This is a genomic window from Endozoicomonas sp. 2B-B, from assembly GCF_053470045.1.
On sequence record NZ_JBLZMU010000001.1, the window covers coordinates 2,513,335 to 2,533,932 of the forward strand.

The following is a 20,598-nucleotide window of genomic DNA, read 5'->3' on the forward strand; positions in this document are numbered from 1 at the left end:
TGAACACAATGCCAATAGCGGCAAAAGCCCTGGCGGCAAAAAATTAAGGAATATCTCCTCATGCCTGTAATTACGCTTCCCGACGGCAGCAAGCGCGAATTTGCTGACGCCGTTTCTGTCATGGAAGTGGCCCAGGATATTGGTCCGGGCCTGGCCAAGGCGACTCTGGCGGGTCGTATTAATGGTGAGCTGGTAGATGCCAGTGCCAAAATCACCGATGACTCTGAGCTGGCTATTATCACTTCCCGTGACGAAGAAGGTGTTGAGGTGATCCGTCACTCAACGGCTCACCTGCTTGCAATGGCCACTCAGGATCTGTACCCCGGTGCCCAGGTCACTATTGGTCCCGTGATTGATAATGGCTTCTATTATGACTTCTCCTATGAGCGGGCATTTAACCTCGAAGACCTGGAGAAGATTGAAAAGCGCATGGCTGAGCTGGCAAAGCAGGATCTGGGGATTGAGCGAGTGGTGATGACTCGTGACGAAGCCATTAGTGCTTTCAAAGCCATGGGTGAAGAGTACAAGGTCGAGATCATTAATGACCTGCCGAAAAATGAAGTGATTTCTGTTTACCGTCAGGGTGAGTGGATGGATCTTTGCCGTGGCCCACATGTTCCCTCAACAGGTAAGCTGAAAGCCTTCAAACTGATGCGTGTGGCCGGTGCTTACTGGCGTGGTGATTCCAGCAACGAAATGCTGACCCGTATCTATGGAACGGCCTGGGAAGACAAGAAAGCCCTGAAAGCTTACCTGCAGCGTCTGGAAGAAGCGGAGAAGCGTGATCACCGTAAATTGGGTAAGAAGCTGGACCTGTTCCATATGCAGGAAGAAGCACCGGGCATGGTGTTTTGGCACCCCAATGGCTGGGCCATCTATCAGGAACTGGAACAGTACATGCGTAAAAAGCAGATTATGCATGGCTACAAAGAGATCAGAACGCCTCAGCTGGTGGATCGCTCCCTCTGGGAAAAATCCGGTCACTGGGACAAGTTTCAGGACGACATGTTCACCACCAATTCGGAAGAGCGTGATATTGCTGTTAAGCCCATGAACTGCCCGTGTCACGTCCAGGTCTTCAATCAGGGGCTGAAAAGCTACCGTGATCTGCCGCTGCGACTGGCGGAATTTGGTTCCTGTCATCGTAACGAGCCATCTGGTGCGCTTCATGGAATCATGCGTGTCCGTGGCTTTGTTCAGGACGATGCCCATATTTTCGCAACAGAAGATCAGATTCAGTCGGAAGTGGCTGCTTTTATTGATTTCCTCCATGAGGTGTATGAGGATTTTGGCTTCAGTCGTGAAAACATGCTTTACAAACTGTCTACGCGTCCTGAAAAGCGCGTAGGTTCTGATGAAATCTGGGATAAAGCCGAAAAAGCCCTGGCCGATGCTCTGGATGCACAGGCGCTGCCATGGGAAGAACTACCGGGTGAAGGTGCTTTCTACGGACCAAAAATCGAATTTTCCCTGAAAGACTGCATTGGCCGGGTGTGGCAGTGTGGTACGATTCAGGTGGATTTCTCGATGCCGGGCCGTCTGGGTGCTGAATATGTCGATGAAAGCGGTGAACGCAAAACACCGGTCATGCTCCACAGGGCGATTCTGGGGTCGTTTGAGCGGTTCATCGGCATACTCATTGAACACTATGAAGGGGCCATGCCGCCATGGCTGGCTCCCAAGCAGGTTGCCATCCTCAACATTACTGACAGACAGGCTTCTTATGCGGTAGAACTGGAAAAAATGTTGATGGAAAAGGGAGTTAGGGTAAAAGCGGACTTGAGAAACGAGAAGATCGGCTTTAAAATCCGCGAGCATACCTTAAATAAGGTGCCTTATTTGCTGGTTATTGGCGATAAGGAAATGGAAAACAGAACCGTTGCTGTGCGTACCCGCACAGGTGAAGACCTGGGTACCATGCCTGTAGAGGCATTCAAGGAGCGCCTTGCAGCGGATATCAGCAAGCGTGGCCGTACTGCGTAATTAATCTGTAACGGGCTTGTCGATCTTGATGTTAAATGTCGACGAGCCCTTTCGCACAGGCTGCCTTTACAGGAGATACACCCATCAGACGTAACAGCTTCCGCGATCGTCGCCCGCAGAAGGCGCCGATTAATGAGAATATCCGTGCCAAAGAAGTCCGTCTAATAGGAGCCGATGGCTCTCAGGTAGGGGTGGTCGATACCCGTGACGCTTTGTCCATGGCCCAGGAAGCAGGGCTGGATCTGGTTGAAATTAATGCAACCAGCGAACCGCCAGTCTGTAAGATCCTTGACTACGGCAAGCATCAGTACGAGCAAAAGAAGCAGAAAGCCGCAGCCAAGAAGAAACAGGTTCAGACCCAGGTGAAAGAAGTCAAGTTTCGCCCGGGCACAGAGGAAGGGGATTACCAGGTAAAACTGCGCAACCTGGTACGTTTCCTGACAGAGGGCAACAAGGCGAAGGTTTCTCTTCGTTATCGTGGTCGTGAGATGGCTCACCAGCAGCTGGGCATGGAACTGATGAACCGGGTTGAAAAAGATCTGGAAGAGATTGGTACCGTTGAACAGCGTCCAAAGATGGAAGGTCGTCAACTGATCATGGTTATTGCCCCGAAAAAGAAGAAGTGATTTGAGTATGAAAAACCGGTCACTGCCTCAGTGGCCGGTTTTTCATGTCCTGGATGAGGCTTTTCTACACAGAAAATTTTCTCCCGGATTAAACGACAGTCGCTTTTATTTTTAATATCCCGACACCTCCTGGCCCTGAAACGGGCGCCGCTTTCCAAGATGAGAAGGGGTAGGTGGTCGCGAATGCGGAGTGCTTTTTCATGCCAAAAATGAAAACCAACAGTGGTGCCGCCAAGCGTTTCAAAAAAACGGCCAGCGGTTACAAGCGTAAGGGTGCCTTCAAGAGTCACATCCTGACCAAAATGACCACCAAGCGTAAGCGTCAGCTGCGTGGTACCTCCATGGTAACACCTGCTGACCAGGGCCTCGTTAAGCGTATGCTGCGCGACTAATCGCTTTATAGATCATTTTTTTCGGAGATATAGCTCATGGCACGTGTAAAACGTGGTGTAATCGCGCGCAAGCGTCACAAGAAAGTTCTCAAGGCCGCCAAAGGTTACTACGGAGCACGTTCACGTGTATTTCGCGTAGCCAAACAGGCTGTAACCAAAGCTGGTCAGTATGCTTACCGCGATCGTCGTCAGCGTAAACGTCAGTTCCGTGCTTTGTGGATTGCCCGTATCAATGCCGGTGCGCGCACCAACGGTCTGTCTTACAGTCGTTTCATCGCGGGTCTGAAAAAGTCTGCGATCGAAATCGACCGTAAGGTTCTGGCTGATCTGGCTGTGCACGACAAGGCTGTTTTCGGTCAGCTGGTTGAAAAGGCTAAAGCTTCTCTGGCTTGAGCCTGATTCATATCAGCCTTTAACGGGGTTATGGTTTTCCATAACCCCGTTTTATTTGTTGGGTCAGAATCAGGCGGTGCGTTTGGAGTGACGCTCCCGGTTTTCCAGTTTTTTTCTTTCACTCTTTCTTAGCACCACATACAGCGCCGCAGAACCGCCATGAAACTTTAATGCGGTATGAAAGCAGAGTACCTGATCCATTTCCCGCAGCCAGGTGTTGACGTAGCTTTTAATGATGGCCGGGGGATTAGTGTTCAGGCCCCGGCCATGATTGATAATGAGTGAGCGAAGCTCGTGTTGCTGACAGTCGTTGATGAAGTCAAAAACCGCTTTTCGAGCCTCAGCCGCTGTGTGATTATGCAGGTCGAGTCTGGCTTCAATGTCGTATTTGCCCAGTCTCATTTTCTTGAAAACACCTTCCTGAACACCGGAGCGTTTATATTCCAGGTGATCGTAAGGCTGGACTCTTTTCGGGTTATCCAGAGATAAAAAATTAGGGTCATTCAGCTCAGCCTGGGCTGCCTTCCTTCTCAGGGCCTGACCGGGAGTCGCTGTCTGATGTTTCTTGAGGTTCGCTTTGGTGCGGCTTTTCAGGGGAGCCACTCCCTCCATTTCCTGAAGGAACAGATCCTGGTCATCGTAACTCATAGCTTTGTACTTTTGCTGGAACGGTCAGAGGTGCTCCCCGGTCAGGAAATTTGACATTGGGGCACACCTTAATGGCTTTTGATATTACTCGTTTTTGTGTATCTGGAGAACCATAACCGTTTCGAACGTCTTATGTGGGAAACCTGAATTCACGAAAAGCCCGTCTTTTCATAGTCTCTGGCGTACATAGCAACGGGTTTTCCGATGACTTTATCCTGAAAAAAACGGTCATGCTTTTCCAGATTCAATGCAAACTCATCTTCCACAGGCTGGTAATGGATGATGGCTTCACTGGCGTCTTGCTGTTTTTCCTCGTCCAGAGAGTTAATGATATGCTTGCTCAGGAGCTCACTGGAAAAGCATCTGGCTTGTAAAACCTTATCCTGTGAGACCGCTGCATAAGCCGCCTGTGCTCCGCCTTTTTCGTAGCCCGATAATTTCAGAGTCCAGCCTTTAAAGGCACTGTTTTTCTTCATCAGGCTCTGAACCTGCCTGGTGAGTTCACTGGCTTGCCTGAAACTTTCAGGCACACTTTTTCGCCTTGCGTTTCTCAGATTTCGTACCCAGCGCACGAGAGTAAACGCTTTTTTGAACCTTCCAGTATGAGAAAGCTCATCCGGTTTTTTCAGGGCATCCCAGCTGCCAAAAACAATGCGAACTTCGGGTGGACTGGTTTTGGGGTTACGAAGAATATAGGCAGTGAGCCCGGTTTTCTTGTCGAACACACAGCCTTCGGATCCTTTGGTGGATAATCCGGCTGCTTTGCCAGCATTCAGGGCGAGAGGGCGATCAGTATCCCAGGACTTAAGTTCATTCAGGATCTTTTTGTCTTTTAATCCCCAGTCGTCTATTGACTTTTCGTAAGGGTAAGCGGCAATCCTTGCCTCAACGGCCATAGCTTCACCCATTCGCCAGTTATTTCTGGGAGTACCTTTATCCGGAGTCAGAGTTCCTACGTGATGCTGCCAGGGGTTGGTCAATGATGCAAAATTTCCAATATAACCCGGAGGTGAGTTTGTCATTGGTTTGAGCTTGGGCTTTTGAGTATCTTCACTTCTACTGTTTGCTTCTGCGTATCTACTTGCAGATAAACCTGCTCCAAAGAAGACTCCTCTCATTGTGCTATCCCTCCAGCAGGTGATGAGTTGTAGGCAAGCTCCTGCTCTTCTTCTGTCAGTTCCCGGGTTAATGTGCTGGCGAGCTCTATGAAGCCAAGCACCAGGTTATTGAAAGTCTCATGGGTCAGACTGCCGACAGGGTGACTGGTCATAAGGTGCAAACCTATTCCATCCTGGTCCGTATAAAACCAGGCACCTTTGAGCTTGTCTGGGGCTCCGTTGAGAGACAACAGCTGCATTGCTCTGGCGGCCTGTAGCTCAGGATCTGTTGGCATGGGTGCCAGCATGCGGTGCAGCAGTAACAGATCACTGTTTTCAGGTAACTCTATGATCACTGCGATCTCATTGTGCTCGTCTACCAGAGCGCAGGTGTTGTCTTCTGTGGTCAGGTCATGACCAATATGTTCACCAAAGTCCTTTAAAAACTCTTTAAATTGTTCGTAAGGCTCAATCATAGCCGGGCTCTCCATAGCAAATCATTAGTGTTTGGTTCGGCTTGGATAAATGAAATTGAAGGGTTTGGCGGAAGAGCTATGTATCATCAGGCTGTCAGAGCCTGTCTTAATGACCAGGCCCGACAATCAGATCATGAGATGACTTGGGTTAGTGGCTATAACTGCGGTCCCAATCCTTCCAGACCGGTTCCAGACCTTTTGATTTAATCGCAGCTGCAACCACTTCAGGACGACGGTTGTCGTCGATGGCGAACTGTTCCAGAGATTCTTCGGCACCATTGGCATAACCGCCAGGTTGAGTGCTTGAGAAAGCGCTCATGGCGGTAATACCCAGAGGCAATACATTGTCTCTGAACGATTCCGACTCTCGAGTGGACAGTGACAGTTCCGCTTCCGGTTTAAACAGGCGGTAAGCACAGATCAGCTGTACCAGTTGTCTGTCTGAAATGACGGAAACGGGCTGGAATTCACCTTCGCAGGGGCGCAGTCTGGGAAAAGAGATGGAGTATCGGGTTTTCCAGTAGGTCTTTTCCAGGTAGTCGAGGTGTGCGGCGACCATGGCAGAGTCTGTACGCCAGTCTTCCAGACCAATCAGGGCGCCCACACCAATTTTGTCGATGCCTGCTCTGCCGAGTCTGTCAGCGGTTTCCAGACGATAGTCGAAATCCATCTTGCTGCCTCGCAGGTGGTATTTGCCGTAGGCCGGGCGATTGTAAGTCTCCTGGTAAACCAGCACGGCGTCCAGTCCCAGCGCCATCAACTCTTCGTATTCGCTCTGTTCCAGAGGTTGTACTTCCAGCGTAATGTGGGAAAAGTGCAATCTGACTTTGTCCAGTACGGTTTTGAAATATTCGGTGCCCACCGTGCCCTGGGCTTCGCCAGTCACCAGCAGGATATGATCAAACCCCATGGCTTTGATGGCTTTCAGTTCCCGGTCCAGCTCTTCCGTGCTCAGGGTTTTGCGTCGAATTTTGTTGTCAAGGCTGAAACCACAGTAGGTACAGATGTTGGTGCACTTGTTGGACAGGTACAAGGGAATGTACATCTGAACTGTATTGCCAAAACGCTGGCGGGTGAGTGCCATGCTTTTCTGTGCCATCTGTTCCAGGTAAGGTTCAGCCGCTGGGGAGATGAGCGACAGAAACTGATCATGGGCCAGTCTGCCGGTGGACAGGGCATGTTCGACATCCGCAGCGGTTTTGCTGAGGATGCTCATCCTGATTTCATCCCAGTTTAACTGGTTAAACGTGTCTACAAATGACATTAAAAGTCTTCCAGAAATGCAGTCAGTGGGCTGCTTGCCTGAGCCTGGTGCGAACGTATTCCGAGGCCAGCCTCGTAAGCTCGTCTGCCAGCTGTCACGGCTTCCCTGAAAGCAATACCCATGGCTACCGGGTCATTTGAAACAGCAATGGCTGTATTCACCAGCACGGCGTCAGCTCCGATTTCCATCGCTTTAGCGGCGTCGGAAGGGCTGCCAATACCGGCATCTACAACCACAGGGACCTGGCTCTGCTCGATAATGATGTTCAGAAACGCCTCGGTTTTCAGGCCCAGGTTGCTGCCAATGGGTGCCCCGAGAGGCATAACCGCAGCGGCACCCGCTTCTTCCAGTCTCTTGCACAAGACCGGGTCAGCGTGAACATAAGGTAGAACAACAAATCCCAGTTCGACAAGTTCTTCGCAGGCTTTTAGTGTTTCGATGGGGTCAGGCAGTAAATATTTAGGGTCCGGGTGAATTTCCAGTTTTAGCCAGTTGGTCTGCAGGGCTTCTCTGGCCAGCTGGGCTGCATAGACGGCTTCTTTGGCGTTGCGGGCACCGGAAGTATTGGGCAGCAGGTTAACACCTGCTTCAATCAGGGGTGAGAGAATATCATCCTGATCATTACTCAGGTCCACTCGCTTAAGTGCCATGGTCACCAGTTCGCTCTGTGAAGCCCTGATGGCTTCAGCCATGGTCTGGCTGTTATTGAATTTCCCGGTACCGGTAAACAGGCGAGAATGGAAGGTTTTATCAGCAATGGTCAGCATACCAGCCCTGTAGTTCGATAAATTGTCGGTCATTCGAAGTGCGATTTCTGCGCGCTATCAGCCACCTGCGGTAGCCTTGATCAGGGTGATACGGTCACCTTCTTCTACTTTTCTGCGGGGCCATTGGGAGCGACTGACGACCTCTTGATTGACCGCAAGTGCCACGCCCTTTTCAGCCTGATTGATCTGTTCCAGCAGCTGCTCGAGCGTCAGAGGGGCTTCAAAGCTCAGGGGCTGGTCATTAACAAAAAATTGCATAGATCATTCTGGGAGGTTTTGAAAACAGGGGGGGAAGTTTAAAGCAAATTCTTCTCCGGATAAATGGTGGGCAGTCAGGAGCCGTTCTTGTGATCTCGGTCAGCCTTTTTGAGCGGCGTAGCGAGACTTGCCATGGCAGGGCTTATGGGCTAGTGGATAGGGTCAGAGACGAGAATATTGAACTTAAAACTGAAAAACAGGTTAAACAGTTTACATATATGCAATGACTTGAGGTTGTATATGGTTTTCAGAAAAATAGTAACCGCTTTAGCTTTTCTGGCTGCATCGGTATGTTATGCGGATTCATCGGTATGTTACCCTGATTCACTAATAACTGTTAAGACAAACAGCTTGCCGTTATCGGATTCATTTAAGGCTTACATTGAGCATAACCTGCCACAGGCTTTGAATAAAAGATGTTCTACTCCAGAACGTGTTTCTGCGTTAATTCGAAATGAATTGTTTTCAAATGGTTATGTTGCAACACCGGAGGATGTTGTTTTTTCGGTGCAGTATATCTTCGATAAAAAACTTTCTGGGAATCAACTGATTACTTCGGACGCCTGGTCATCAACAATAAAAGTTTTTAGCACTTATCATGAGCAGATAGACTGTGGAGCAGGCTTGGGAGTCGAGGAAAAAGACTATTTATCTATAAGCCAGCGTAAGCTTTCTCGCTTTGTTAGTGCATTAAACAGAGAATTGAATGGCTATGAGCTAGGAAGTGGCTTGTTTTTTATATTGGTTCAGCCAAGCTCGCAGTTCCCGGGAAAAAAGAATATATTTCATTGCGATGTCCTTTATTCAAAACACAGGTAGATGGAAGGTTTTAAATCACAGCAACGTCACTGCCCTGGCTGAAGTTGAGTCAGCTGCCAATGCCGCTGATCTGGACCAGGTCGGGCAAGGCTCCTTGGCAAAAAAGGCGAGCTTGATCAAAAGGTTAGGTCTGACCTGATGCGATATTTAGTAGATTATGTTGCAAGTTCCTGAAACGGGCACCTCCATTTGGCAATGAACTAAATCATTTCCTGGTTGTCAAAACTATTAAGACGATAGTTTCAGTACCATATAATTCGCACGTTCTCTTGAGATGACCTGAAATACTGTCAGGCAGGACTGAACAGGCTGACTAAATGAGCTGACTTCAAGAAGGTATTAACAGCAAACATAAGTGAATGGAGGATAAGAAATATGGATATTAAACCTGAAGGCTTTCAACCCGGCACATATTTTCAGCCCAGAGCAGAGGATGTTAAATATACTAAATTGGATTCTGACGAAAGTTCCACGAGAAAATTTTCGGTTAACCCTTCAAGGTGTGTATCACCTGTGCGATTTGATTCTTCAGATTCGCAAGCTTTAACCGCAATCGATATCGAGCGAGAAGAGAAACCGATACATAAACCTGTTTTGTCCAGGCGCGTATCATCTTTGCTATCAGGTGATGAGAAGAAATCAGTTTCAAATAATGTCTCGGACGACGATACTGCTACTTTGAACGATCATCTCAACTCTATACGTCAGATAATCCCCACTTACAAACCCTTTCCGAAAAGTCGCAGCACTAAGTCCGTGGCTGAGCAGTTCGCCGAGAATACAATTGACTGGCTCCAGCTCAGTAACACATCCTACGCTGATCGGGACTCAGTTGAGACAAGCTTTCAGCGTCGAGTGGAAGGTTCTGAAGCAGGAGAAGAACCATTTCAGGATGATTTTTGTATCAAGAAATATCGGACCCAAGTAGAAAAAAAACGTCTGGGTATTTTTTATCCTGAGGATTATCGGACTCACGAACTTCCCGGTCTGTCAAAAAGTTCATACCTCGGGAAGCACTCACTGCCGGAATATTTTGACATAACGAACAAGTATAACTTTGTAGCAATGGATAATGGCTATAAACCAAGTGAGCGTCTGAATGCTTTTTTTCATGGCCCTACCATTGCAGACTGTGCAACGACCCTTTCGGCCTGTCAGTATCGGGCCATTGAAACCATCATTGGCACCGACGAATTCGACCGCATCTTTGGCGCACCGATCTCAAAGTTCAGGATTCCAGTCACCCTTTTCGGTCACATGTCCCAAGTTATTGGATGCTTCTCAAAGGGTGAATATGTCAATCGGATCAAGTACAGCAACCCTCTCTATAGTCTGTTTGAGTATCTCGAGTTTTACAAAGGTTCAGGGAGTAATGAGCAGTCAGAGCTGAAAATAAAAAAGGGTGATATCCTCTATATTCAGGGCGTAGAAGGCTACGATTTGAAGCACGCAACTGGTGATGCTGTCGGTTTTAATCTGGTATGCACCGGGCAAAACAACAGCGGACAGAATCTCTATCTGGGGTTTGGTCCGGGTGAATTTGATGAACCGAAAACCTACGAGCAGGTCAAAAAAATACTGATTGATGGCTACAATAGACCACAGGGTCCTGAGACAATCCTCGCCATTAAAGAAGGGAAACCAAGCTATAAAGAGTGGACCGACGATATCCTGCCCTTCGATCACCCTATTGGTGGTATCACTATCGTGGCTCGATTTAATACTGTGACCTGGGAAAATTTTTTGTCCGAGTGTGATCAAGTCTGGCACCGTCAACCGCTTTTGTCTGTCACTCGGGCTATGGAACCAAAGCCGGTGCACCAGGTGTCACGTTTCCATACTGAAAATCTTGATGCTGATATAGATCAATTCGAACCCCGCTCAACACAGCAGGAACTGATGCATGAGACGGCCCTGAAGTTCACGCGCGCTGTGATTAATAATCAGGGTGGAGCCTCGTATAAAAAGCCCATGGGACTGTTCCTGACCGGATCACCGGGACTAGGAAAAACACATCTTTGTGTAGCTGTCACCAAAAAAGCAGCCGACTATGGTGTCAACACCCTGTATCTGGACGCAGATAAGGCAGGCGAACTGTATCAGTGCTTCCAGGGTAATGAATGGGATAGCAAGATCGAGGAAATGCTTGCCGGTAAAGATTTGGTGGTAATCGATGATGCTAACGGCGGTCACTTTAGCAAACAACTTCTGGCAAAAACAATGAAACATGTGATGACTGCTCAGAAAGCTATCATGGTCAGTTCAAATCATCATATTCCTGTCAAAGCTGAATTCCTTGGCGATATCGAGCCCTTAACCAGGTATGCCCATAATTTTCTTTACCTTAGTGATTTGCAGGGAGACAGTTGCCGTTCCCAATGGTGGCACAGCCCTGATGTACAGGCTGCTGATGCAATAGCGCAACTGGGTCAGTATCATGGCCGCAATGCGGCAGGAGTGATCACTGAGCATGCCGTACCAATAGAGGAAATGGCCAGAGTACTCAGTATTCCAGCTGATCGGATCCGCCAGGTGGGCCCTCCCGTATTACCTGGAACAGAATTTCTAAGCCAGGATTTCCATTTCAGCCATTTATCCAAAACGGAGCATCAGGCTGTTTTTATGGAGTGTAATTTTACTGTTAGTAGTACTTGGATAAAGCAGTTCTTAAATGTTGTTCAGAAAGTACACGACGAAGGCTTGAAGCTGGTAGTGAAAACCAATAACCGCACATTATTCTTGGAAGCTGTAATGGATTATTTAAAATTTCTTCAACTTCTAAATGGGGAGGTTCGTATCGGAGAGCGGCTAAAGTATATGTTCCCGGACTTTTCGGAATCCGGACCGCAGGAGCAGCCTGACAGACTTAAGCGTCCTTAGCTAGGATCGCGATAAATTGAGGATAAAAATTTCTGATTCCGAGGAGAATAGCGAGCTATTTGACGAGGGAGCAGGAATTTTCAGGCCGATTTATCGCAGTACTGTTATGAATGTCAGGGCTTTCCTGTACTGGTGAAATCTGTCCTGCAAGTAAATCTATTCAAACCCTTCCTCAACCGCTAGAATTGGCGGTTTATTTTCTCTACGCATCGGTTATCAGGAATCCCATGGAGAATCTGGAAACACTTGTTTCACCTATAGTCGTCTCTGCCCTGGCTGAAGTTGAGTCAGCTGCCAATGCCGCTGATCTGGACCAGGTTCGGGTACGGTTTCTTGGCAAAAAAGGCGAGCTGACCCAGCTGTTGAAAGGACTGGGCAAACTGTCTCCGGAAGAACGTCCGAAAGCGGGCGGCTTTATTAACGAAGCCAAGCAGCAGGTTCAGGCCGCCCTGGATGTGAAACGTGAAGGTCTGGAAAAAGTGGCTCTGGAAGCTCGCCTGGCCAGTGAAACCATTGATGTCACCCTGTCCGGCCGTAGCCAGAACCTGGGGACGGTGCACCCTGTTACCCGCACCATGGAGCGTATCACCGATTACTTCGGCAACATCGGCTTTGAAGTGGCCCAGGGGCCGGAAATCGAAGACGATTACCACAACTTCGAAGCGTTGAATATTCCCGGTCATCACCCGGCCCGTGCCATGCACGATACTTTTTACTTCAATGACAACACCGTTCTGAGAACCCACACCTCTCCGGTTCAGGTTCGTGTCATGGAGGCCCTGAGCAAGGCCGGTGAGAAACCTCCTATTGCCATTGTTTGCCCGGGCAAGGTTTACCGTTGCGATTCCGACCAGACTCACAGCCCGATGTTTCATCAGGTCGAAGGTCTTTATGTGGCAGAGAAAGTCAGTTTTGCTGACCTGAGGAGTGTTCTCAGTGACTTTCTGAGGGTGTTCTTTGAGCGTGACGACTTGAAAGTCCGCTTCCGTCCGTCCTACTTTCCGTTCACTGAGCCTTCTGCAGAAGTGGACATCGAGTGGGGACGCAATGAAGACGGTTCCATCAAGTGGCTGGAGGTTCTGGGCTGCGGTATGGTCCACCCGAAAGTGTTTGAATACTCCGGTATTGATACCAGCAAGTACACAGGCTTTGCCTTCGGTCTGGGGGTTGAGCGTTTTGCCATGCTCCGTTACGGCGTAAACGATTTACGTCAGTTTTTCGATAATGACCTGCGCTTCCTGAGCCAGTTCAATTAACGGTTTGCGGCGATCAGATCGAATAACGGAGTTGAGAAAAGTCTATGAAATTCAGTGAACAATGGTTACGTCAGTGGGTTGCCCTGGAAGCGGACACTCAGGAGCTGGTAGATAAGATCACCATGGCTGGCCTGGAAGTGGACGACGTTGACCCGGTAGCAGGCGAGTTTTCCGGTGTGGTTGTGGGTGAAATTGTTGCCTGTGAACAACACCCGGATGCTGACAAATTGCGTGTCACCCGTGTCAGTACTGGTTCAGAAGAGTTCCAGGTGGTTTGTGGTGCGCCTAATGCCCGTGTGGGTATTCGTGTACCTTTTGCAACAGTCGGTTCCGTTCTGCCGGGCAATTTCAAAATCAAGAAAGCCAAACTGCGTGGTGTTGAATCTTTTGGCATGCTTTGTGCGGAAGAAGAGTTGGGTATGGCTGAATCTTCAGACGGCCTGATGGAGCTGCCAGCGGATGCTACTGTGGGTCAGGATATCCGAGAGTACCTGAACCTTGATGACAGGATTATTGATGTTGACCTGACGCCAAACCGGGGTGACTGTTTGAGCATTGCGGGTCTGGCCCGGGAAGTCAGTGCGAACTTCCTGGCTGACGTCAGCGAGGTTCAGGTTGAGCCGGTAGCTCCGACCATTGATGATACTTTTAAGGTGGTTGTTGAATCCAGGGAAGGGGCGCCACGATTTCTGACCCGTATCCTGAAAGATGTTGATGTTACTCAACCTACCCCTTTGTGGATGGTTGAGCGCCTGCGTCGTTCCGGTATTCGCTCCATTGATCCCGTTGTCGATGTGACCGCTTATGTCATGCTGGAGCTGGGTCAGCCTATGCACGGTTATGATCTGGATACCCTGAAGGGTTCCCTGGTTGTTCGCATGGCCCACGAGCAGGAGAAGCTGGTTCTGCTGGACGGGCAGGAAGTGATTATGAATACCGGGACTCTGGTCATTGCCGATGAGCAGCAGGCTCTGGGTGTTGCCGGTGTGATGGGCGGAGAAGGCTCTGGTGTCTCACAAACCACCCGTAACGTGCTGCTGGAAGCGGCTTTCTTTGATCCCATTACCATTGCCGGTAAAGCCCGTTCCTTCGGACTGCACACCGATGCTTCTCATCGCTTTGAGCGTGGTGTGGACTTCCAGCTGCAGCGTAAGGCCATTGAGAGAGCAACCGCCCTGATTCTGGAAATCTGCGGTGGTCAGCCAGGTCCTGTTGCCGAGGCAGTGAGCGAAGACAACCTGCCTGAACTGAGCACAGTCAAGCTGAGAGCTGAAAAAGTGGCTTCTCTGCTGGGCATTACCATCGAGAATGACCTGATCGAAGCTCTGCTGACACGACTGGGTCTGGAGATGAGTTCTATTGCCGAAGGTGAGTGGTCCGTTTCAGTTCCAAGCTGGCGCTTTGATATCTCTATAGAAGAAGACCTGGTGGAAGAACTGGGTCGTATCTACGGTTATGAGCGTCTGCCAGAAACCATTCCAACGGCTCTGTTGAAGCTTAAGCAAGTGAATGAAAACAGAGTTAAAGAAGCGGATATTCGCCGTATTCTGGTCGCTCGTGGTTATCAGGAAGCGGTCTCCTTCAGCTTTATTGACCCGCAGTTGCATCAGCTGTTTGATCCCGGTCGTGAGCCTGTAGTTCTGGCGAACCCCATCGCCAGCGATCTTTCCGTCATGCGAACATCCCTGCTGCCGGGCCTGGTTAAAACAGTCAGCTACAACCTGAATCGTCAGCAGAGCCGTGTTCGTCTGTTCGAAACCGGTCAGACGTTTGTTCGTGAAGGCGACACACTGAGGCAGGAAAACCAGATTGCTGTCGTGATTACAGGCAGTCGCTACCCTGAAAACTGGGCGATTAAAGCGGAGCCCGCAGACTTCTACGACCTGAAAGGGGATGTGGACGCTCTGCTGGAACTGGGTGGTGCTGCAGGGGAGTTCCGTTTTGAAAACAGCAGCCACGATGCCATGCACCCAGGTCAGTGTGCAGCACTGATCCGTGATGACAAGGTGATTGGTCACATAGGCGCCCTGCATCCAAGCCTGGCGAAAAAGTTGGGGGTGAACGATGCGGTGATCGTGTTTGAGGCAAGTCTGGAAGCGATGAGCTTGGGCAAAGTAACAGAGTTCACACCGCTGTCAAAATTCCCTGAAGTTCGTCGTGACCTGGCCTTGCTTGTCAAGCAGGAAGTGGCGGCTGACAGTCTGAACCAGGTCATTCGGGAAGAAGCCTCTGAGCTGTTGAAAGATGTTCGTATTTTCGACGTTTATGCCGGAAAAGGCATTGCGGAAGGTCATAAGAGTCTTGCTTTGGGCTTGACCTTGCAGCACGCTTCCCGCACTCTAAAAGACGAAGAAGTTAATCAAGTGATTGACAGCATCGTAAGTCGGCTGGGATCGGAATTTGGTGCCAGTCTCCGAAGCTAATCAGCCAATGCGAGCGCTCTGTATTGAGCCTGTTTTCTGAGCAGGCTCGACAGTTCGCTGCCCTGGTTATAAGAGAGCGGAAGTTATCCATGGGAGCTCTGACGAAAGCTGATATAGCCGAGCGTCTGCACGAAGAACTCGGTTTGAACAAGCGCGAAGCCAAGGATATGGTCGAGCAGTTTTTCGAACAGATCCGTCAGGCATTAGAGAATAATGAACAGGTCAAGTTATCCGGCTTCGGTAATTTTGAACTGCGAGACAAAAGTCAGCGGCCCGGCCGAAACCCCAAAACCGGCGAAGAGGTTCCTATCTCTCCTCGCAGGGTGGTGACTTTCAAGCCTGGTCAGAAACTCAGGTCACGAGTCGAGGCTTATGCAGGAAACAGAGCTCAGGAAGAGTGATCTCCCTGTTATTCCCGGCAAGCGTTACTTCACCATCGGTGAGGTCAGCGACTTGTGTCAGGTCAAATCCCATGTCCTGCGATACTGGGAACAGGAGTTTTCGCAGTTAAAACCGGTCAGGCGCGGGAACCGTCGTTATTACCGGCGACAGGATGTGCTGCTTATCCGGCAAATTCGCAGTTTGCTCTACGACAAGCGTTTTACCATTGACGGCGCCCGTAATCATCTCAAAGGCGAAGTGCAGAAGCTGGACGCTTCCCAGTACAAACAACTGATCCGGCAAACTATTGCTGAACTGGAAGATGTTGTCGATGCGCTGGATGGGATTCCTTCCAAGTAAGAATATGCAGATAAAAAAATACCGGCGGATGCCGGTATGATTTACCTTCGGGAAGGAGTGGGCGGGGGGCCGTTTTGCGTGTGGTTATTGACGATTTTATCAATAAGCTGACCTATCTCACTCCAGTTTTTATCTGCTTTCAAGGTCTTGGTGTATTTAGAAATCTCAACGAACTGTTCCTGATCCTGAATCTTATTTGCCTGACGCAAGACACGGGTAAGTTCAGTGGTCAGCGTCTGTCTATCGAATGTTTGTATTGTCATTCCATACCCGCCGCCAGTAATTTTATCCAGCAATTCATCGGCATCTTTAGGGCCATTGTTTCTTGTTCTCTTCGCTGCTACCGGCGGTAAGTCTGGAGCCTTTTCAACAGAAGTTTTTGTTTTATCTGCAAAGTTGACATTGACGTAAGTGTCATCCCTATTGGCTCTTCTGAGTCTGTCAGCATCTCGCGCTTGCTTATTGACGACGGCATAATCTTCTGAGCCGTACCCCAGTCCGTTATCTTTGGGCTCCGGGGCTTTTTGAGGGGTAGCAGGTGTCGCAACGGTCAGACCCGCTTCTTTCAATAAGGGATTAAACAAGGGTGTGAACCGTCCGTGAACTGCTGTGAGGGTATTGAATTGTCCTGCTGTTTGCACGAATTTGTTCCTGACCTGGCGGGCGGTAGTAATGGTTTGAGTGAAATCCCGGGGAGCCTCACCCGTTTTTTGGTACTGCCGCAGGCTGTTATCAATCGTGATGAAGGTTCCGGTTCTGCCGACTCCCGCATTGCAGTTGACGACGGTGGGGTTGTTTGACCTGGCTGCAACAGAGGGGTGCTGACGTAACTTTTCAACCAGTACCGACAGTTTTGCCAGTCTTTCCGGGGTGCCGGCGCTATGGTCTGCCCAGCCTTTATCATAAACCCTGAATTGTGTTTCGCCATTAATGGAGAGTTGTTTGACGGTAACTCTACCCTCATCAAAAGAGTACTGTCCATCCAGTCTAACCTTAACGCCGCCACAGTTTTTTTCTTCGCCGACTTCCTTAGGGCCAACTTCAATAGAACGTTTCTTATCTGGTTTATGGGAAGTTTTCGGATCTTCGAGTTCTTTGGAGTTAACAAGAGAAACTGAAACGGCAGGACGATGATGAGCAAGCATTTTTATGAAGTTGTTTTCTGTGTTTTCAAGTGGCCCCTGACTGGCGATAAAACTACCACCAGGCAGGTCGACTTTTGCAGCATGATAGGGAGCTCCTGGTGCAAATCCTTTGCTTCTATTATTACCAAGATGGATGTCAGAAAATTTTGGATGTGCCTCATTAATGAAGAAATGTTGGTTATCGATCCTTCCTTGTATCTGTGGGCTTTTGATATTTTTGTATTGCCTATTAATTTCAGCGTCGTCAGGCCTAAAGGGGAACTCCTGACCCAAGTTAAGCGAGGCTCCCTGGTGAGTGCCAAATTCAAGTTGGGATCCATGGTTTGACCCATAGATACCCTGCAAGGATGGAGTCAGTTCCTTAAGTTCAAGGGATCGGGAGTCGGGAGCTTCCTGAAGACCAACTTGACGATCTATCTCTGCAAGCATCGCAGCTGCAAGTTTGGGGGAATCGGCATAGCGTCCGGCAAATTCGTTTTTGAGTCCCTGCACATTCTCACCAAATTTTTTCAGCCCCTCGGTGACTTTTCTTTCAGCATAAATTTCTCGTACTTCTTGCATGATCGTATCATAACCAGGGTCTTCCTTTTGGCTAAGTTGAAACAACAATTCCTTGATATCCGCAGTAGAGAGCTGTTGGACGGCTTCCGAGAACTTGTTGAGTGAGAAGCCGGATTTATCCTCAAATTTGCCATGCTCTAAGTTTTTAATGATTTCCGGAGCTGTCAGGGCTTTAGCCGGTTGGGTTTCAGGACTGCTGTTTCTGACTGCAAGCGGTATATTAGCAGGTTTAGAATGGGTCTTGGGTTGCTCATTCATCTGGTTGGGAAGCTTGGGCAGTGGGCGGGTACTTCTTTCTGAAAGCGGTGTTGAAGGCGCTTTTGGTGGGTTCGGTGTATTATCAGCGCGATGTTCTTGCAACTTGCCGTGGAAGTGGTCATAGACGGGTTTAACCAGGCCGTGAACACCGAGAACTTCCCGTGCAACTCTCAAACCCCAGACTTTCGAAGCACTGCAATTGTAGAGCTTACCGTTGACCTTGACTGTCTTGGTTATTGAATTCTGTGGATCAGCGCCCGCTGTTTGAGAATGGCCTATTGAAGAAGTCCCGCCGTTATTAATTGTATTGCCCACAACCTCTCTCCTGAGAATTTTCCCTGATTCTTGCAGTATAAAAGGCTATGTAACATTTTCCACAGAGTCAGGGTCAAGCGGCGCTGACAGGCGTTTATCGTTAATGGGTGTCATATTTCTGTCATAATTCGCCGATAGACTCACCGAAAAATTAGAAGTGTGCTCTGAAATTTACTCATGACAATAACAACATTCCGATCTCTGCTGTTTTATTCATTCTTATCTCTTGTTTCTTTTGGCGCTCAGGCTCAAGAAGAATTATTGTTCTCGATTCATGGCTCAAATACTGTGGGTGCCAGATTAGGGCCATCATTAGCTGAGTCCTATCTGAAGTATCTGGGGGCAGAAGGCGTAGGTGTTTTCCCGACCGGTCTGGATAATGAGGTCAAAGTGACTGGCTTTTTACCCGCTAAGGGTCAATTGGTCAGCATCTTTATTGCTGCACATGGTTCATCCAGTGGTTTTAAAGCACTGGCCAGCGGGAAAGGACAGATTGCCGCCGCTTCACGACCGATAAAGACTAAAGAGCAGGCCATGTTGTCTGGCATGGGCGATTTCAGCGGTCTGGAAGCAGAGTATGTTGTTGGCATTGACGGTCTGGCGATTATTGTGAATCCGGGTAACAGTATTAACAAGCTGGATATCAAAGATATTGCCCGTCTTTTTTCTGGTGAAGTGAAGAACTGGAAAGTATTGGGAGGGGCCGATCTGCCGGTTTCGCTGTTTGCCCGCGATGATCGTTCGGGAACCTGGGATACTTTCAAAAACCTCGTGTTGGCCAAAAAATACCAGCTCGACCCAACTGCCATGCGTTTTGAGTCCAATGCCGATGTCTCTGACAAGGTGGCATCGACCCCGGGGGGCATTGGTTTTGTCAGCCTGAATACCATTGGTCGAGCCAGACCATTGATGGTTTCTGAAGGCACTGACAGAGCATTGAAGCCTGAGCTGCTGCATGTTTCGACGGAAGATTATGTTCTGAGTCGCCGTCTTTATATGTATCTGCCAGAAAAGGACGCTGATCCTGATGCTCTCGACTTTCTCCGTTTTGCAACCAGCGATCAGGCACAACCTGTCGTAGCTTCTGTTGGTTATGTTCATCAGGCGGTTGAGCTGATGAGCCCTGATGTGCAGTCTGCACCAGAGGATTATCAGCGGATTGTTGACCAGTTTGACCGTGCGTCTGTTAATTTCCGCTTTGCTCAGGGGCGTGCCCAGCTTGATAACAAGGCTATCAATGATATTGAAAGGCTGGCGCGTTTCATTGATCGACAGCCAGGCGAGGTTCTGTTAATTGGTTTCGCAGATCAGAGGGCGCAATCGAGAAATTCAGATCTTTTGGCTAAGCTCAGGGCTGATGTGGTCAGAAGAGCTCTGGTCAAGGCTGGAGTTCCACGGAAGAAAATCCAGTACCGGGGTTACGGTCAGTATATGGCATTGTCTTCAGCAGAGAGTCTGGCCAGTAAAATAAGAAACCGCCGGGTGGAAGTCTGGGTCAAAGCAGACAGTGAATCCAATCAAGTGGCGGCCTCCTTTTGAATTCACCGATAAATTTCATAAAGGCGGTACAATAGCATGAAGCACTGTTCACTTCCTTCTTGAGCAGTGCAGACTATGTTACCGGTGCCTGCGCGGTGGGGCCTTGCGGGCTGATTTTAACTTATTGGCTGGCGGCTTGCCGCTGGCCTCCTCTGGAGAGTTAAACATCAGATAAAGCTCCATCAACACCTCAGGTATCTGGCTGCACATATCTTCAGTCAGCTTTTCGTCTTCCAGAATAGCTTCGAACTCAGGCTCGTCGTCAAACAGACCAGAGCCGAGCATGACCGGGAGCAACAGTTCACTGACTTCCTGTTCATTCTCTCGGAACCACTCTTCTTCCGTCATCATATGAGCCTGAAGAAAACCGCAGCACCAGTCCAGCAGGTCTTCATCATTCGGGTCGGCAAATTCTTCACAGGAAAGCTCAAAGCCTTCTTCTTCATTGAACTGTCGATCTATCGCTCGTGACAACTGATCAAGAGCCTGTTCCAGAAGGGCTGAATCTTCCCCGGAGAGTGTTACCCGAGTGCCAAACAGAATCTCATTACGCACATCGGTCTTCAATTCGAACGGGACGATAGCCATGGCGCTATAGAAACCATGGATGGCGTGGAAAGTAAAACCTTCCTCATCCGCATACCTGTTCAGCAGCGGCTCCAGAGTAGAACAGATGTCCTGCATTTAAAGAGAATCCGGTATGAATGAAAACCGGGGAGTCTACAGTAGTTTTCTGAAAGATTCCTGTCTATTCTCG

At 49.1% G+C, this 20,598-nt stretch carries 19 protein-coding genes; 11 read left to right on the forward strand and 8 right to left on the reverse strand.

Translation table 11 applies throughout. The annotated features are described in order from the left end of the window. Positions 1-60: 60 nt before the first annotated feature. From thrS to rplT, 4 genes are all read left to right on the forward strand, one after another. On the forward strand, positions 61-1,983 hold the full coding sequence (gene thrS, locus ACOMHB_RS10395; RefSeq protein ID WP_422133191.1) for a threonine--tRNA ligase: 1,923 nt from the start codon (positions 61-63) through the stop codon (positions 1,981-1,983). 35 nt (positions 1,984-2,018) lie between these two features. Then, complete coding sequence (infC, locus tag ACOMHB_RS10400) at positions 2,019-2,609, forward strand: translation initiation factor IF-3 (protein WP_448216561.1); 591 nt, start codon at positions 2,019-2,021, stop codon at positions 2,607-2,609. 200 nt (positions 2,610-2,809) lie between these two features. Further along, the gene (gene rpmI, locus ACOMHB_RS10405) at positions 2,810-3,001 is read left to right on the forward strand and encodes a 50S ribosomal protein L35 (RefSeq protein ID WP_034837404.1); all 192 of its coding nucleotides are present in this window, start codon (positions 2,810-2,812) and stop codon (positions 2,999-3,001) included. 36 nt (positions 3,002-3,037) lie between these two features. Beyond that, complete coding sequence (rplT, locus tag ACOMHB_RS10410; RefSeq protein ID WP_257254376.1) at positions 3,038-3,394, forward strand: 50S ribosomal protein L20; 357 nt, start codon at positions 3,038-3,040, stop codon at positions 3,392-3,394. Between the two features lie 69 nt (positions 3,395-3,463). Here rplT and smrA read toward each other — a convergent pair whose 3' ends face one another. The 6 genes from smrA to thiS all read right to left on the reverse strand — a co-directional run bounded on the left by smrA (position 3,464) and on the right by thiS (position 7,904). Further along, entirely contained in the window at positions 3,464-4,042 is a 579-nt protein-coding gene (gene smrA, locus ACOMHB_RS10415) for a DNA endonuclease SmrA (RefSeq protein ID WP_448216562.1), read from the reverse strand. Positions 4,043-4,191: 149 nt separating this feature from the next. Beyond that, entirely contained in the window at positions 4,192-5,064 is an 873-nt protein-coding gene (locus ACOMHB_RS10420; RefSeq protein WP_448216563.1) for a hypothetical protein, read from the reverse strand. Positions 5,065-5,156: 92 nt separating this feature from the next. Further along, positions 5,157-5,615, reverse strand: a complete 459-nt coding sequence (locus tag ACOMHB_RS10425) for a type III secretion system chaperone (RefSeq protein WP_448216564.1) — start codon at positions 5,613-5,615, stop codon at positions 5,157-5,159. Positions 5,616-5,763: 148 nt separating this feature from the next. Then, a complete protein-coding gene (thiH, locus tag ACOMHB_RS10430) occupies positions 5,764-6,879 on the reverse strand; it encodes a 2-iminoacetate synthase ThiH (protein ID WP_448216565.1) in 1,116 nt (371 codons plus the stop codon). Next, positions 6,879-7,646: a thiazole synthase gene (locus ACOMHB_RS10435; RefSeq protein ID WP_448218628.1), complete on the reverse strand. Its 768-nt coding sequence runs from the start codon at positions 7,644-7,646 to the stop codon at positions 6,879-6,881. Before ACOMHB_RS10435 ends, thiH begins: the two co-directional genes overlap by 1 nt. Positions 7,647-7,703: 57 nt before the next feature. Beyond that, positions 7,704-7,904: a sulfur carrier protein ThiS gene (gene thiS / locus ACOMHB_RS10440; protein ID WP_448216566.1), complete on the reverse strand. Its 201-nt coding sequence runs from the start codon at positions 7,902-7,904 to the stop codon at positions 7,704-7,706. A gap of 240 nt (positions 7,905-8,144) precedes the next feature. Here thiS and ACOMHB_RS10445 point away from each other — a divergent pair, with 240 nt between their 5' ends. The 6 genes from ACOMHB_RS10445 to ACOMHB_RS10470 all read left to right on the forward strand — a co-directional run bounded on the left by ACOMHB_RS10445 (position 8,145) and on the right by ACOMHB_RS10470 (position 16,023). After that, positions 8,145-8,723, forward strand: a complete 579-nt coding sequence (locus ACOMHB_RS10445; protein WP_448216567.1) for a hypothetical protein — start codon at positions 8,145-8,147, stop codon at positions 8,721-8,723. A gap of 375 nt (positions 8,724-9,098) precedes the next feature. Further along, positions 9,099-11,603 carry a DnaA ATPase domain-containing protein gene (locus tag ACOMHB_RS10450; protein WP_448216568.1) on the forward strand — a complete coding sequence of 835 codons (2,505 nt, stop codon included), beginning with the start codon at positions 9,099-9,101 and terminating at the stop codon, positions 11,601-11,603. A 227-nt stretch (positions 11,604-11,830) separates the two neighbouring features. Further along, entirely contained in the window at positions 11,831-12,859 is a 1,029-nt protein-coding gene (gene pheS / locus ACOMHB_RS10455; protein WP_448216569.1) for a phenylalanine--tRNA ligase subunit alpha, read from the forward strand. A 44-nt stretch (positions 12,860-12,903) separates the two neighbouring features. Further along, positions 12,904-15,282 carry a phenylalanine--tRNA ligase subunit beta gene (gene pheT / locus ACOMHB_RS10460; protein WP_448216570.1) on the forward strand — a complete coding sequence of 793 codons (2,379 nt, stop codon included), beginning with the start codon at positions 12,904-12,906 and terminating at the stop codon, positions 15,280-15,282. 89 nt (positions 15,283-15,371) lie between these two features. Then, entirely contained in the window at positions 15,372-15,683 is a 312-nt protein-coding gene (gene ihfA / locus ACOMHB_RS10465; protein ID WP_317145884.1) for an integration host factor subunit alpha, read from the forward strand. After that, complete coding sequence (locus tag ACOMHB_RS10470) at positions 15,655-16,023, forward strand: MerR family transcriptional regulator (RefSeq protein ID WP_317145885.1); 369 nt, start codon at positions 15,655-15,657, stop codon at positions 16,021-16,023. Before ihfA ends, ACOMHB_RS10470 begins: the two co-directional genes overlap by 29 nt. 41 nt (positions 16,024-16,064) lie before the next feature. Here ACOMHB_RS10470 and ACOMHB_RS10475 read toward each other — a convergent pair whose 3' ends face one another. After that, the gene (locus ACOMHB_RS10475; RefSeq protein WP_448216571.1) at positions 16,065-18,302 is read right to left on the reverse strand and encodes a tyrosine-protein phosphatase; all 2,238 of its coding nucleotides are present in this window, start codon (positions 18,300-18,302) and stop codon (positions 16,065-16,067) included. Between the two features lie 177 nt (positions 18,303-18,479). Between ACOMHB_RS10475 and ACOMHB_RS10480 the strand changes: the two genes are divergently transcribed. After that, entirely contained in the window at positions 18,480-19,841 is a 1,362-nt protein-coding gene (locus ACOMHB_RS10480) for a substrate-binding domain-containing protein (protein WP_448216572.1), read from the forward strand. Positions 19,842-19,919: 78 nt separating this feature from the next. Here ACOMHB_RS10480 and ACOMHB_RS10485 read toward each other — a convergent pair whose 3' ends face one another. Next, positions 19,920-20,525, reverse strand: coding sequence for a YecA/YgfB family protein (locus ACOMHB_RS10485; protein WP_422133203.1), 606 nt, complete (start codon positions 20,523-20,525; stop codon positions 19,920-19,922). Positions 20,526-20,598: the final 73 nt, after the last annotated feature.